Origin of the sequence: Mesorhizobium sp. M1A.T.Ca.IN.004.03.1.1 (assembly GCF_003997555.1) — a bacterium.
In the GTDB taxonomy this organism is placed as follows: domain Bacteria; phylum Pseudomonadota; class Alphaproteobacteria; order Rhizobiales; family Rhizobiaceae; genus Mesorhizobium.
Genome location: NZ_RZTV01000002.1, coordinates 213,845 through 226,985, shown reverse-complemented (window position 1 = coordinate 226,985; position 13,141 = coordinate 213,845). Strand labels below are relative to the sequence as shown.

General features: G+C 64.1%; 11 protein-coding genes. 3 read left to right on the top strand and 8 right to left on the bottom strand.

The features are described 5' to 3' along the window. Positions 1-152: 152 nt before the first annotated feature. Positions 153-2,798 carry an aminopeptidase N gene (pepN, locus tag EOD29_RS07040; RefSeq protein ID WP_127246260.1) on the bottom strand — a complete coding sequence of 882 codons (2,646 nt, stop codon included), beginning with the start codon at positions 2,796-2,798 and terminating at the stop codon, positions 153-155. Positions 2,799-2,950: 152 nt separating this feature from the next. Between pepN and EOD29_RS07035 the strand changes: the two genes are divergently transcribed. Further along, positions 2,951-3,898, top strand: coding sequence for a DMT family transporter (locus tag EOD29_RS07035; RefSeq protein WP_127246259.1), 948 nt, complete (start codon positions 2,951-2,953; stop codon positions 3,896-3,898). Between the two features lie 2 nt (positions 3,899-3,900). Here the strand turns inward: EOD29_RS07035 and EOD29_RS07030 are convergent, their stop codons facing one another. The 3 genes from EOD29_RS07030 to EOD29_RS07020 form a co-directional block, all read right to left on the bottom strand. Continuing rightward, entirely contained in the window at positions 3,901-4,713 is an 813-nt protein-coding gene (locus EOD29_RS07030; protein WP_095823703.1) for a helix-turn-helix transcriptional regulator, read from the bottom strand. A gap of 91 nt (positions 4,714-4,804) precedes the next feature. Continuing rightward, entirely contained in the window at positions 4,805-5,728 is a 924-nt protein-coding gene (locus EOD29_RS07025; RefSeq protein ID WP_095823702.1) for a uracil-DNA glycosylase, read from the bottom strand. A gap of 68 nt (positions 5,729-5,796) precedes the next feature. Beyond that, positions 5,797-6,435: a hypothetical protein gene (locus EOD29_RS07020; protein ID WP_067321008.1), complete on the bottom strand. Its 639-nt coding sequence runs from the start codon at positions 6,433-6,435 to the stop codon at positions 5,797-5,799. 251 nt (positions 6,436-6,686) lie between these two features. Here EOD29_RS07020 and EOD29_RS07015 point away from each other — a divergent pair, with 251 nt between their 5' ends. Both EOD29_RS07015 and EOD29_RS07010 read left to right on the top strand, forming a co-directional pair. After that, on the top strand, positions 6,687-8,366 hold the full coding sequence (locus EOD29_RS07015; protein ID WP_127246258.1) for an electron transfer flavoprotein-ubiquinone oxidoreductase: 1,680 nt from the start codon (positions 6,687-6,689) through the stop codon (positions 8,364-8,366). A 172-nt stretch (positions 8,367-8,538) separates the two neighbouring features. Beyond that, the gene (locus EOD29_RS07010; protein WP_127246257.1) at positions 8,539-9,132 is read left to right on the top strand and encodes a DUF922 domain-containing protein; all 594 of its coding nucleotides are present in this window, start codon (positions 8,539-8,541) and stop codon (positions 9,130-9,132) included. 44 nt (positions 9,133-9,176) lie between these two features. Here EOD29_RS07010 and EOD29_RS07005 read toward each other — a convergent pair whose 3' ends face one another. From EOD29_RS07005 to EOD29_RS06990, 4 genes are all read right to left on the bottom strand, one after another. Continuing rightward, positions 9,177-10,160 (bottom strand): endonuclease/exonuclease/phosphatase family protein, encoded by a 984-nt coding sequence (locus EOD29_RS07005; RefSeq protein WP_245475267.1) that lies wholly within the window; start codon positions 10,158-10,160, stop codon positions 9,177-9,179. Between the two features lie 166 nt (positions 10,161-10,326). Beyond that, positions 10,327-11,787 carry an AMP nucleosidase gene (locus EOD29_RS07000; RefSeq protein ID WP_245299647.1) on the bottom strand — a complete coding sequence of 487 codons (1,461 nt, stop codon included), beginning with the start codon at positions 11,785-11,787 and terminating at the stop codon, positions 10,327-10,329. A gap of 127 nt (positions 11,788-11,914) precedes the next feature. Continuing rightward, positions 11,915-12,109 (bottom strand): hypothetical protein, encoded by a 195-nt coding sequence (locus EOD29_RS06995; protein WP_067321018.1) that lies wholly within the window; start codon positions 12,107-12,109, stop codon positions 11,915-11,917. Positions 12,110-12,502: 393 nt separating this feature from the next. Next, the gene (locus tag EOD29_RS06990; protein ID WP_127217155.1) at positions 12,503-12,844 is read right to left on the bottom strand and encodes a DUF2147 domain-containing protein; all 342 of its coding nucleotides are present in this window, start codon (positions 12,842-12,844) and stop codon (positions 12,503-12,505) included. Positions 12,845-13,141: the final 297 nt, after the last annotated feature.

Here is a 13,141-nt window from a genome sequence, read left to right as displayed (position 1 = left end):
CGCATACTTGACGATCCGGCTACGCCGCACGTCCGAATCGTCAATAAGGAATCAAAGGTGATTCGCCTTGTCCAGAGGCGCGGCCAAAAAAGATTAAAAGTTGATTGAAATTCGTCGAAACTGCTGATCTCCCCCACGAGGGAGATTGCTAATCACACCAGCGTCCGCTCCACGATGTCGCGCAGGTCGGCCGACAGGTTGTCGGCGTTCGCGATCTGCAGCAGTGCCTGCCTTGCCTTGTTCTGTCGGACCGGTTCCAGCGAGCGCCAGGACCTGAGCGCCGTCGCCAGCCGTGCTGCCACTTGCGGGTTGCGCTTCTCGACCTCCAGCACGGTCTCGGCGAAGAAGCGGTAGCCCTGGCCGTCGGCGAGATGGAAGCCGGTCTGGTTGGCGCTGGAGAAGGTGCCGATCAGCGAGCGCACCCGGTTCGGATTCGCGATCGAGAAGGCAGGGTGCTGCATCAGCGCGCGCACCTTTTCGACGGTCAGCGGTCCCGGCACTCCGGCCTGGATCTGGAACCATTTGTCGAGCACCAGCGCATCGCCGCTGTATCTCGTTTCGAAGGCCGACAGCGCCTCCTCGGCTTGCGCGGAGCCGGCATGGCGGTGCGCCAGCACGGTCAGCGCCGCGGCGCGGTCGGTCATGTTGGTGGCGGCGTTGAAATGCCGCGCGGCAAGCGCCGCGCCTTCGGGCAGGAGCGACAGGTAATCGAGCAGGATGTTGCGCAGCGCGCGGCGCCCAGCGCTTGCCGAGTCGGGCGTGAACGGACCGTTGTCGGCCAGGCTGGCGTAAAGGGCCGAGAAGATCTCGCGATTCGCCATGGCAATCGTCCGCGCCAGCGCCTCGCGGGCGACGAAAATGGCGTCGGGATCGATGCCCTGGCCGATGTCGCGCGCAATATCGGCCTCGCCGGGCAGCGACAGAGCCAGCGCCCGGTAGGCCGGCTCCAGCGTCTCGTCGCGGGCAATGCTTCCGGCAAGCTCGGCGAGCTTTGCGTCGAAGGCCGACTCTTTGCCGCCCAGCAGCTGGCGGAACGCCGCTATGAGCGCGTCGGTGAGCAGCGTGTTGAAGGCCTGCCAGCGCGAGAAAGGATCGCTGTCATGGCTGGCCAGGAAGAACTGGTCGTCGGCCTTCTGCTGCACCGAGAGCGTGATCGGCGTCGAGAAGCCGCGGTTGAGCGACACCGAAGGCCGCTCCGAAACCCCCGAGAAGCGCACCGTGTGCCGCCGCTTTCGGACATGGATGATGCCGTCCTCGACGGTGGCGCCATCGACGGCTGCCCAGGCGACAGGCTTGCCGCCGGCGCCGACCAGGCCGAAGGCCAGGGGAATATGCATCAGCCGCTTGCGGCTTTCCGACGGCGTCGGCGGCACCGACTGTTCGATCTCCAGCGTGAATGCCTTGGCCGCCGCATTGTAGGAGGAACTCACCGTCAGGTTCGGCGTGCCGGCCTGATGGTACCAGAGCGCGAACTGCCCGAGGTCTCGGCCCGAGACGTCCTCGAACACTTTGAGGAAGTCCTCGATCGTCGCCGCTTCGCCGTCATGCCGCTCGAAATAGAGGTCCATACCGGCTCGGAAGGTTTCCGCTCCGAGGATGGTGCGGATCATGCGCACCACTTCCGAGCCCTTCTCGTAGACTGTTGCCGTGTAGAAGTTGTTGATCTCGCGGTAGCGGCGCGGCCTGACCGGATGCGCCAATGGCCCCTGGTCCTCGGGGAACTGATGCGCGCGCAGCGTGCGCACCTCGGCGATGCGCTTTACCGCGCGCGAGCGCTGGTCGGCCGAGAATTCGTGGTCGCGGTAAACCGTCAGCCCTTCCTTCAGGCAGAGCTGGAACCAGTCGCGGCAAGTGATTCTGTTGCCGGTCCAATTGTGGAAATATTCATGCGCGATGATCGCCTCGATGTTGGCGAAATCGGCATCGGTCGCCGTCTCCTCGTCGGCCAGCACATATTTGTCGTTGAAGATGTTGAGGCCCTTGTTCTCCATGGCGCCCATGTTGAAGTCTGACACGGCGACGATGTTGAAGACGTCGAGGTCGTATTCGCGGCCGAAGACCTCCTCGTCCCATTTCATCGAGCGCTTCAGCGCATCCATCGCGTAGCCGGCGAGCCGCTCCTTGCCGGGCTCGACATAGATGCCGAGCTCGACCTTGCGGCCGGATAGGGTGGTGAAGCTTCCCGCGACCTTGCCGAGCGCGCCAGCCACCAGCGCAAAGAGATAGGAAGGCTTCGGGAAGGGGTCGTGCCAGACGGCATAGTGCCGGCCATCCGCGAGCGCCCCGCTTTCTACGGGGTTGCCGTTGGACAGCAGCAGCGGCGCCTCGTTGTGCGGCGCCTCGATGCGCACGGTGTAGACCGAGAGGACGTCTGGACGATCGAGGAAATAGGTAATGCGGCGAAACCCCTCCGCCTCGCATTGGGTGCAATAGACATTGTTGGAGCGATAAAGGCCCATCAGCGCCTCGTTGCTGGACGGCGCGCTCTCGGTCTCGAGACGAAGCTCGAAGCGCCGTGCCGCCGGCGGCGTCGGAATGGTCAGCTGGTCGGGCGTGGCCTGATAGTCGGCTTCCGGGAGAACCTGCCCGTCGATGGCAACGCCGAGCAGCTTCAGCCCGTCGCCGTCGAGCGCCAGCGGCGTAGAAGCGGCGACCCCCTGGCGTCGCTCGACGGTGAGCACGGCAGTGACGCGGGTGGCATCCGGAGACAGACGGAAATCGAGGCTGGTCCGCGGAATGAGATAGTCGCTGGGGCGGTAGTCTTCGAGCTTGAAGACATGGCCGGTATCTGTGCGCATTCCGTCGTTTTTCCTATCAATTCGGGTGGGCAGTAGGCTTTGCTGGTGAGGGAATTCTAAAGTCCGCGCTCTTTACACCAAACGGTCACTCGACAAAACTGCGCCAAGGTCTATTTCTGGGCTTCGTTTTCCGACCATCGTCACGAGGCAAGATGACCGTCGATCATGCCGTCGGCCACAATATGCTGCGCGGCATTGCGCTGAAGATTGTCTCCGTGGCGGTCTTTGTCGGCATGCAGACCTGTATCAAGGCGGCCGGCGCCGTGCCCGCCGGACAGATCGTCTTCTTCCGCTCCTTCTTTGCCATCTTGCCGATCATCGCCTTTCTGGCCTTCAAGGGCCAGTTCGCCACCGCATTCACCACGAAACGGCCGTTCAACCACATCGCGCGCGGCGTCGTCGGCGTCGGCGCTATGGGGCTCGGCTTCTTCGCGCTGACCAGGTTGCCACTTCCCGAAGCGATCACGCTGAATTATGCCCAGCCGCTGCTGGTCGTGGTGTTCTCTTCGATCTTCCTGGGCGAGACGATCCGCGTCTATCGCTGGAGCGCGGTCGCCTTCGGCCTCGTCGGCGTGTTGATCGTTTCCTGGCCGGAACTGACGCTGTTGCATTCCGACGAGGCGCTCGACGACCAGGAGGTGCTTGGCGTCATGGCGGCGCTGATCGCCGCGGCGATCTCGGCCGTCGCCATGCTTCTGGTACGCAATCTCGTGCAGACCGAGAAGACGGCGACCATCGTGCTGTGGTTTTCCTCGACGGCGAGCGTGCTGGCGCTGCTCACCCTGCCTTTCGGCTGGCAGATGCTGACGCCGATGCAAGCCGCGCTGCTTGTCATGGCCGGCTTCTGCGGCGGGCTCGGTCAGATCCTGATGACGGCCGCCTACCGCCACGCCGAGGCTTCGGTCGTGGCGCCTTTCGAATATAGCTCGATGATTCTCGGCGTCGTCATCGGCTATCTTGTGTTCGGCGATGTGACGTCGCTCAACACGCTGATCGGCGGCATGATTGTGGTTGCCGCCGGCATCTTCATCATCTGGCGCGAAAGGCAACTTGGCCTCGAGCGCACGCGCACCCGAAGGGCGACGCCGCCGCAGGGGTAAGCCTACGAAGCGGCCGTCCGCTCCTTCGCCAGCCGCACCAGCACGGTCCGCGTCTGGTCGTCGGCGGGGAAGAAGGATTCGATCGCCAGCTCCGACAGCGTCACGTCGAGCGGCGTACCGAAGACGGTGATCGTGCTGATGAAGGACAGCACCTGATCGCCATGCGCGAGCCTGAGCGGATGGACGATGCCGCTTGGCTCGACCGGCGCCGGCCGGCTGCTCCTCAGCCCGGACGGATAGCCGTGCAATTCCTTCTCCAACTCGATCAGCATGGAGTCGCCGGTGGCGTCGTTCTGGTGCTTGAGGCGCTCGAGCAGATGCGCGCGCCATTCCGCGAGGTTGACGATGCGCGGCGCGACGCCACCGGGATGCAGGCTGAGCCTCAGCACATTGACCGGCGGCTTGAGCAGCCACGGCTCCGAGACGTCGGCCAGGAACGGGCCGATCGCCGCGTTGGCGCAAACGAGGTTCCAGTGCCGGTCGACCGCCAGCGCCGGGAAGGGCTCGTGGCCCTTGAGCACCGTCTCGACCGCAGCCATCGCCGGCGCCAGCGTCGTATCGGTCAGCGGCCTTTCGCTGAAGCTCGGCGCGAAGCCGGCCGCGAGCAAAAGCTGGTTGCGCTGGCGTAGAGGAATGGCAAGCTGCTCGGCCAGATGCAGCACCATCTCGCGCGAAGGCTGGGCGCGGCCGCTTTCGACGAAGGAGAGATGCCGCTGCGAGATATCGGCTTCCATGGCGAGGTCGAGCTGGCTCATGCGCCGGCGCGTGCGCCACTCGCGAATGAGGCTGCCGGCGGAGACGTCGGGTGTTGTCATGGGGGATGAGTAGGCCGGCGAGGGGAGTAATTCAATTACCTGAGAGGTTATCGCTCCCCTTCTCCCTTGTTGTGGGAGAAGGGAAGGTGCTTCACCCCAACGCCCTCAGTTTCGCCTTCACCTCGAGAAAATCCCGCCACGCCAGCTTCTTGTGTGCAGGCGTGCGAAGCAGATACGCCGGATGCAGCGTCGGCATCGCTGGAATGGCAATGCCCGACTGGGTGGTGTGGACGCGCCAATTGCCGCGCAGGCGCAGGATGCCCTCGGTCGTGTTGAGCAGCGTCTTGGCGGAAGGGCCGCCGAGATTGACCAGCACCTTCGGATTGACCAGCTCGATCTGCCTTTCGATGAACGGGCGGCAGATCTCGGTCTCGTGCGGCGTCGGCGTTCGGTTGCCCGGCGGGCGCCACGGAATGACGTTGGCAATATAGGCCGATGTCCGGTCGAGGCCGATCGCTGCCAGCATGCTGTCGAGCAGCCGTCCGGAGCGGCCGACGAAGGGCAGCCCTTCGAGGTCCTCGTCGCGGCCCGGCGCCTCGCCGACGAGCATCAGGTCGGCATTCGGGTTGCCGTCGGCGAAGACCAGGTTCTTGGCGGTGAATTTGAGATTGCAGCCGTCGAACGCCGCCATCTGCTGGCGCAGTTCGTCAAGCGTCGAGGCGCTCGCCGCCAGCTGCCGCGCGAGCTTGATCTGCCCCTCGTCGGGGACCGTGGCGGTGGTGAGCGTCGGGCGCCGCGGCGCATCGGGCACTTGGCTTGCGTCAAGTCCCGTCGATGCCGCCGGCCGTTCCGCCGCCCGGCCTGCCTCCAATCCGGGCTCCGATGCCGGCCGCTCCAGGGGCATGCTTTCACGCGCGGTTGCGGCCTGCGCCGGCGCGCGCTCGGCTTGCTTCGGCTTGGCCTCGGCGAAGCGGTTGACAGGTGTGTCTTCCAGCGCCTCGTCAACGCCGGCGCTGGCATAGAAGGCCAGCAGCTCTGCGATATCGATCGGGTTGTTGGGGGAGGCGGCAGTCATGGCGCCACCATCGTCCGCGCGGCAAAGATTTGCAACCGCCCGGAATTCGCCAGTCAGCGCAATGTCTGTCAGCCCGTCGGTATGCGCGGATCCTGCACCAGGAAAAATGTCCAGCGCGGCGTGTAGTCGGTGATCAGGAACTCGAACGTCGCCGTCTTCAGCGGGTCGACCTTGCCGTTCTTGAACAAGAGCCGGTCATAGGGTTCGAACTGGCGGTCGAAATCGGCGAAGTTGCTCGAGACGATGTTGTCGGGATTCTTGTTGCGCTGGTCGAAGGAGAGACCGTCGCCGAACACGCTCGGCTGGTCGAGGATTTCCTGCAGCTCGAACTGGAACTCGACCCAGGGCAGGGAGCTGTTGTTGAGCACGTCGATGCGCATGTACATAACCCCATTGGCCACGTTGCCGGCCCTGCCGAAGGCTTCGATCGGCCGGATCGCGCGGATGGTCAGCGTCACTGGCGTCGCCGAATTCAGCTCCTCGGTGATGACCAGCGGGTCATCCTTGGTGCCAATTCCGGAAGCGCCGGTGATGCGGAAGCCGCCGAGCTCGTCGGAAAAGGAGTAGGCGCCGGCCGCCCAGACTTTTTGCGGATCGGCCTGGGCGGCGCCGAGCGAAAAGAGGAGCGGAAGAACCGCGCGGCAGAGCACGCCGAGCGTGAAGAGTAAGCGCTTCAATGAAAAGCCGATTGGCTCGGGAGTGCGCATGGGGCCAAGTATTGCCGATAAGCAAGCCGTCGAACAATTAAAAACGTGCCGGACAGGCCTGGCCTTCCAACTGCATGGCCCTGGCCTATGCTTCGCCGTCGCCTGTCCGATGGCCGTTTCGTATGGAACACCGCGACTTTTTGTCGAAATCGGCTTTGTCACGTCAGCGCCGGTTTCGCGTCGCGAATTGATGCGCTATGCAGCGCGTGAGCCAGCAAAATGCGAGAATAGGGCAAGCCAGCGAGGGGCAGATGAGCGAAATCGAACGCGAGAGCATGGAATTCGACGTGGTCATCGTCGGCGCCGGTCCGGCCGGCCTTGCCGCGGCGATCCGTCTGAAGCAGCTCAACCCCGACCTTTCCGTCGTCGTGCTGGAAAAGGGCGGCGAGGTCGGCGCCCATATCCTATCCGGCGCCGTCGTCGACCCGATCGGCATCGACCGCCTTTTGCCGGGCTGGCGCGAGGAGGAAGGGCACCCTTTCAAGACGCCTGTCACCGACGATCATTTTCTGGTGCTCGGCCCCGCCGGGTCCTTCCGCCTACCCAACTTCCTGATGCCGCCGCTGATGAACAATCACGGCAACTACATCGTCTCGCTCGGCAATGTCTGCCGCTGGCTGGCGACCAAGGCCGAGGCGCTCGGCGTCGAGATTTATCCGGGCTTTGCCGCGGCGAGCCTTGTCTACAACGAAGCCGGCGCCGTGACCGGCGTGATCACTGGCGACATGGGCGTCGAGAAGGACGGCACGCGTGGCCCGGCCTACGCTCCGGGCATGGCGCTGATGGGCAAATACGTGCTGATCGGCGAGGGCGCGCGCGGCTCTTTGGCCAAGCAACTGATCGACAAATACCAGCTTGCCGACGGCCGCGAGCCAGCCAAGTTCGGCATCGGTCTCAAGGAACTCTGGCAGGTCAAGCCTGAGAACCACAAGCCGGGGCTGGTGCAGCACTCCTTCGGCTGGCCGCTCGACATGAAAACCGGCGGCGGCTCCTTCCTCTACCATCTCGAAGACAACCAGGTGGCGGTCGGCTTCGTCGTCCATCTGAACTATAAGAACCCCTGGCTCTCGCCCTTCGAGGAATTCCAGCGCTTCAAGACTCATCCGGCGATCAGAGGCACCTTCGAGGGCGCCAAGCGGATCGGCTATGGCGCTCGCGCCATCACCGAGGGGGGCTGGCAATCGGTGCCGAAGCTTTCATTCCCGGGCGGCGTGCTGATGGGCTGCGCGGCCGGCTTCGTCAACGTGCCCCGCATCAAGGGCTCGCACAATGCGGTGCTGTCGGGCATGCTGGCGGCCGAGCATGTCGCGGACGCCATTGCCGCCGGCCGGGCCAATGACGAGCTCGCCTCCTATGAAGACGCCTGGCGCGGCAGCGACATCGGCAGGGACCTGAAGAAGGTGCGCAACGTGAAGCCGCTGTGGTCGCGCTTCGGCACCATCGTCGGTGTCGGTATCGGTGGTCTCGACATGTGGCTGAACACGCTGTTCGGCTTCTCGCCCTTCGGCACGCTGAAGCACGGCAAGGCCGACTATGCGACGCTCGAGCCCGCCTCCAAGCACCAGAAAATCGCTTATCCGAAGGCGGATGGCGTCTTGACCTTCGACCGGCTCTCCTCGGTGTTTTTGTCCAACACCAACCATGAGGAAAATGAGCCCGTGCACCTCATCGTCGGCGACATGGCGCTGCAGCAGCGTTCCGAGCACGACGTGTTCGCCGGGCCATCGACCCGCTACTGCCCGGCCGGCGTCTATGAGTGGGTGGACAAGGACGGCAATGCCGCTGCCGATCCGTCCGCCAAGGACGTGCGCTTCGTCATCAACGCGCAGAACTGCGTCCACTGCAAGACTTGCGACATCAAGGACCCGAACCGGAACATCAATTGGGTGCCCCCGCAAGGCGGAGAGGGGCCGGTCTACCAAGGCATGTGAGCCCCACGTCTGGCCGGGCCGGCTCGCCAGCCGCCATCCTGTGGGAGAAGCTGGTTCGAGCCGGGTAAGAGGCGGCACCAAGAGCAATACGGTTGCGACGGCGCAACCTCAAGGCTGTTGAATCCGCTGCCTGCTTGTGTTCCCTTTCCCTGAGGATAGGGAGGAGACGGTTATGCGCCTGGCGGTTCTGACATGCCTTGTCGCGCTCGGCGCGCTCTGCGCGCCGCAGGCTTCGGCCGGCACCAAGGTGCTGGTCCAGACGCGCACCTATGACATTGCCGGCAATTCGGGCGCGGCGCTCATCGAGGCGATGGGCAGCAGGGGCCCCAAGCACGGCTTCATGACGCATGCCATCGCCCAGACCGCCTATACGGCCGACTGGGAGCTTGGCGTTATCCAGGACAAGGGCTCGTGCCGGATACGGCAGGCAAACGGAACGCTCAGTCTCTTCTACACTTTCCCCCGCTTGGCGTCGCCAGCCACGCCTGCATTGAAGGAGCGCTGGAACCGGTTCTTCGCCGGCGTGCGCGCCCACGAGGGAACCCATGGCCGCATTGCCCGGGAAATGATGCGCGTCACCGATCGCTCGATCACCGGTCTTAGGGTCGCTAACGACCCCTATTGCTACAAGGCGCGCAGCGAGGCGCGCCGGCGCATCCAGGCCGTCTATGCCGAATACGAGGCCAGGCAAAATGCCTTCGATGCCCGCGAGCACCGCGAAGGAGGTCATGTCGAGCACCTCGTCGCTGCTTTGATCAGGCCTTAGCGGCACAAGCAGAAACCGGCGATGCGGCGGGAAGCAATGCGACGCTAACCGCCCGTGTTGCCAAGTTGTGCGTTTGCCGCCAGCGCCGACTGATGCTCGTCCTCGGGCTGTCGGCCGTCGGACCGCAACGAGAACTCGATCAGCACCGGCAAGTGGTCGGAACCGGCGTCTTCCAGCCGCGTCGCCGAGTGGATGGTCACGGCGCCCTTGCTGAACACCTGGTCGATCGGCAGGCCGGCGAAGCGCCGGATGAAATCCGGTAGCTTCCGATGGATCCAGGTCGGCCCGGCCGACGGCATAACGCTCAGTCCGCCGAGCGAGGCGACACGACGCACTGCAGCGCTCCACGGCACGGCGTTGCAGTCGCCGGCCATGATGGCGGTTTCGCCGAGCGCGGCAAGCGGCCCCGCCAGCTCGCCGATCTGCCAGTACTGCTCGCGCGGCCACGGCCAGCTCAAATGGATTGCCGCGACATCGACGCCGGTGCCGCCGAAATCGATCGTGGCGGTAGCCATCGCGCCGCGCGGCTCGCAATGCGGCGCCGTGCCGGCGGCAAAAGGCCGTCGCGAGAGCAGCGCGACGCCGAACACGCCGTTGGGGTAAGGGCAGAGGATGCGGTACGGATAGGCGCCGGTGATATAGCCGAGCTCTCTCGTCCACATTCCCGACACCTCGTCGAGGGTGATCACATCAGGGTTGGTGCGGCCGATCAGCGACAGCACCTTCTTGGGCGTCGGATTGTCGAAGCGAAGATTGATCTGCAGCAGGCTATAGACGATACGGTCGGCAGGTTTGGCGACCGCCTGCTGCGGCCACAACCTGGGCAGCGCGCTGGCCGTCGTGGCGAGGCAGGCGAGGGCGAAGAGCAGCGCTGCTGCCGCCTGCAGCCGGTAGGAACTGGCAAGCAGCGCCACCGCCAGCAGCGCCGTGAACACGCTCAGGTGAATACGAAAATGCGAGAACGAATCGAGGGCCGGATGCAGCGCGCCGAGGAATCCGGCCAGCAGCGCGGCCGTGAGTGCCGTCATCGCCAGGAATGCCACCCCAGCCGTCATGTTTGAGCGCGCGCCGCCTGTTGTCATGGTCAGTCGTGTTCTGCCGAATGTCGCCGGCATCTTTTTGCAGCGACATACTCTCGCTCAGGCCTGCTTATCGGCAAAATTGCGGCCCGGGCAAGACGATGAGTTGCCTCGGCTACTGGAAAGCAGTCTCGGAGAAGCTTCTCAACTTGCGCGAATGCAGCCGCTCCATCGGCATTTCGGCCAGCTTCTCCATCGCCCTGATGCCGATGGTGAGGTGCTGCGCCACCTGCCGCTTGTAGAATTCCGTCGCCATGCCGGGCAGTTTCAGTTCGCCATGCAAAGGCTTGTCGGAGACGCACAGCAGCGTGCCGTAGGGCACGCGGAAGCGGAAGCCGTTGGCGGCGATCGTCGCCGATTCCATGTCGAGCGCGATGGCGCGCGACTGCGAAAGGCGCTGCACCGGTCCGCGCTGGTCACGCAGTTCCCAGTTGCGGTTGTCGATGGTGGCGACGGTGCCGGTGCGCATGATGCGCTTGAGATCGTAGCCGGAAAGTCCCGTTACCTCGGCGACCGCTTCCTGCAGCGCCACCTGGATCTCGGCCAGCGGCGGGATCGGCACCCAGACCGGCAGGTCGTCGTCGAGCACATGATCCTCGCGCACATAAGCATGGGCCAGCACATAGTCGCCCAGTGCCTGCGTATTGCGCAGGCCGGCGCAGTGGCCGAGCATCACCCAGGCATGTGGCCGAAGCACCGCGATATGGTCGGTGATGGTCTTGGCGTTGGACGGGCCGACGCCGATATTGACCATGGTGATGCCGCCATGGCCCGACTTCTTCAGGTGGTAGGCCGGCATTTGCGGCAGGCGCTGTGGCGGGGTGCCTTCGCTCGCCGCGCCGGCCCCGGCCTTAGTCACGAGGTTGCCCGGCTCGACGAATTCGCTGTAACCGCCGCCGCCGCTCTCCATCAGCTCGCGGGCCCGCGCCACGAACTCGTCGATGTAAAACTGGTAATTGGTGAACAGCACGAAATTCTGGAAATGCTGCGGGCTGGTCGCCGTGTAGTGCGTCATGCGGTGCAGCGAATAGTCGATGCGCTGGGCCGTGAACGGCGCCAGCGGCCTCGGCTCGCCGAACGCCACCTCGAAAGTGCCGTTGGCGATCTGGTCGTCCGTGCCGTCGAGATCCGGCACGTCGAACAGGTCGCGTATCGGCCGCCTGATCCGCTCGGCAGCCGTGCCATCGACATAGGTGCCCTCCAGGAAGGCGAAATGCAGCGGGATCGGCGTCGTCGATTCCGACACCGTGACCTGGACGCCGTGATTGCGCATGATGAGCCGAAGCTGCTCGACGAGATAGTTCTCGAACAGCTTTGGCTGGGTGATGGTGGTGGCAAAATGCCCGGGCGTCGGCATATGGCCGTAGGCCTGGCGCGAGTCGATCTGCGTGAACGAGGTGGTGGTGACGCCGATCTGCGGATAGAAGGCCCGGTAGCGCCTGCTCTCGTCGCCGCCGGCGGCGAGCTTGGCGAAGGAATCGCGCAGGAATTTGGTGTTGCGGTCGTAGAGCGCCTCCAGCGCCGCGACCGCCTTCTTGGCGTCGTCAAAACTCTGCCTGCCGAAAGGCTCCGGCATGACGACCGATTCGATGGCTTGGGGGTAGATTCGCTTTTCCATGGCCCAATATAGGGATTTGGAAGAGCGCTTGGGAGGGGGAGGCGGGCGCGAAGCCCGCCTTGCGGAGTATTTTTCTCTGGCCGTGTCAGCCACGCTGCAGGCTGACCAGCAGCACGAAGCCGATGCCTGCCTTCTTCGGCGTTGGCGCCTCGATGACCGAACCGGCGTCGGCGCGCATCATCGGCACCGCCAGCACAGGAGCGGCAAGCACCATCAGGATGAGCATCGCACGCGGCAGGAGCCGAAGAGCTTTGAGGGTGGAGGCAGCGATGCGGTTCATGGTGGTCGTTCCGGTTTCGAGTATTGGTCGTTTCAGCGGCCGAAATGGTTCATGCAGTCCAGCCGGCAGGTATCGGGCCATTCGCGGTGAGCGCGCCGGACGGCCGGCTTCGGCCACGAGGATGGCGAAGAACATGCCGAACAGGCTCATCAGCAGGCAGACGATGGTGAAGCGGCGGACAAGCATTGGTCTCTCCTTCAATGGCGAGGAGAATGCCCGAACGCCTCTGAACCGGTTCTGAGACCGGTATTCATCTGCGGTTCAAATTGGCTGATGGGGTCATGACCCGGCCAAGGCCTGCGAAATGCCTTGTCCAGCGCTGCGCTCAGAAACGGCGCTCAAAAAGAAAACGGGGCGCCGGGCCCCGTTTTTGCATCGTCATCCGTTCGACTGTCAGAGCTTGTGCCAGGTCTGGGTCTTGCAGATCAGCCCGCCCAGAACGCAGCCGCTCATTTTTAGCGAGGTGCCGGAAAGCGTCGCCTTGCCGGAATAGGTCTTGTCGGTTTCCGGGTCTGTTATTGTGCCGGTGTACTTGTTGTCGCCGGTCGCCTTGAAGGAGCCGATCGTCTTGCCGGCATATTTGCCGGACTTGAGCGTGATGGAAAACGCCCCGCCGCCGGCGATCGCCGCTGTCGATCCGGCCTGCGTCTTCCAATTGCCCTCGATCGGGTCGGCCGACGCGGCGCCTGCCATCATCAAGGTGGCCGCCAGGGCCAGGCTGACTTTTCGAAACATGCTTGTCCTCCCTTTAGGGTTCCGGCGGGCCTCGTTCCGCCTCTCTGTCCCTTACGCAAACGTAAAGCTAATCCAGCCATCGCCAAAACGAAAGCGGTGCCGCGACGGAAGCTTGTAAGGATTTCGGCCGCGTCGGTCGCTGGAAATGAACGGATGGCGAAAAAGGCTTCGGTTTCCGTGGTTAGCGAAGTCTTGATTCCCGCGCCTCAAATTTTCGACGAATTTGGCGCAGATCGGCTGAATTGCTGGATTCCTATGCTTAACGGTTCTTCGCGTTTACCTCTTGTTTTAGCTTTG

What these genes read in the sequence shown, in the direction of transcription:
- EOD29_RS07035 (WP_127246259.1), top strand. Translation starts at nt 2,951, where the DNA reads ATGACCGTCGATCATGCCGTCGGCCACAATATGCTGCGCGGCATTGCG.
- EOD29_RS07020 (WP_067321008.1), bottom strand. Translation starts at nt 6,435, where the DNA reads ATGCGCACTCCCGAGCCAATCGGCTTTTCATTGAAGCGCTTACTCTTC.
- EOD29_RS07015 (WP_127246258.1), top strand. Translation starts at nt 6,687, where the DNA reads ATGAGCGAAATCGAACGCGAGAGCATGGAATTCGACGTGGTCATCGTC.
- EOD29_RS06990 (WP_127217155.1), bottom strand. Translation starts at nt 12,844, where the DNA reads ATGTTTCGAAAAGTCAGCCTGGCCCTGGCGGCCACCTTGATGATGGCA.
- pepN (WP_127246260.1), bottom strand. Translation starts at nt 2,798, where the DNA reads ATGCGCACAGATACCGGCCATGTCTTCAAGCTCGAAGACTACCGCCCC.
- EOD29_RS07005 (WP_245475267.1), bottom strand. Translation starts at nt 10,160, where the DNA reads ATGACGGCACTCACGGCCGCGCTGCTGGCCGGATTCCTCGGCGCGCTG.
- EOD29_RS07030 (WP_095823703.1), bottom strand. Translation starts at nt 4,713, where the DNA reads ATGACAACACCCGACGTCTCCGCCGGCAGCCTCATTCGCGAGTGGCGC.
- EOD29_RS07025 (WP_095823702.1), bottom strand. Translation starts at nt 5,728, where the DNA reads ATGACTGCCGCCTCCCCCAACAACCCGATCGATATCGCAGAGCTGCTG.
- EOD29_RS07010 (WP_127246257.1), top strand. Translation starts at nt 8,539, where the DNA reads ATGCGCCTGGCGGTTCTGACATGCCTTGTCGCGCTCGGCGCGCTCTGC.
- EOD29_RS07000 (WP_245299647.1), bottom strand. Translation starts at nt 11,787, where the DNA reads ATGCCGGAGCCTTTCGGCAGGCAGAGTTTTGACGACGCCAAGAAGGCG.
- EOD29_RS06995 (WP_067321018.1), bottom strand. Translation starts at nt 12,109, where the DNA reads ATGAACCGCATCGCTGCCTCCACCCTCAAAGCTCTTCGGCTCCTGCCG.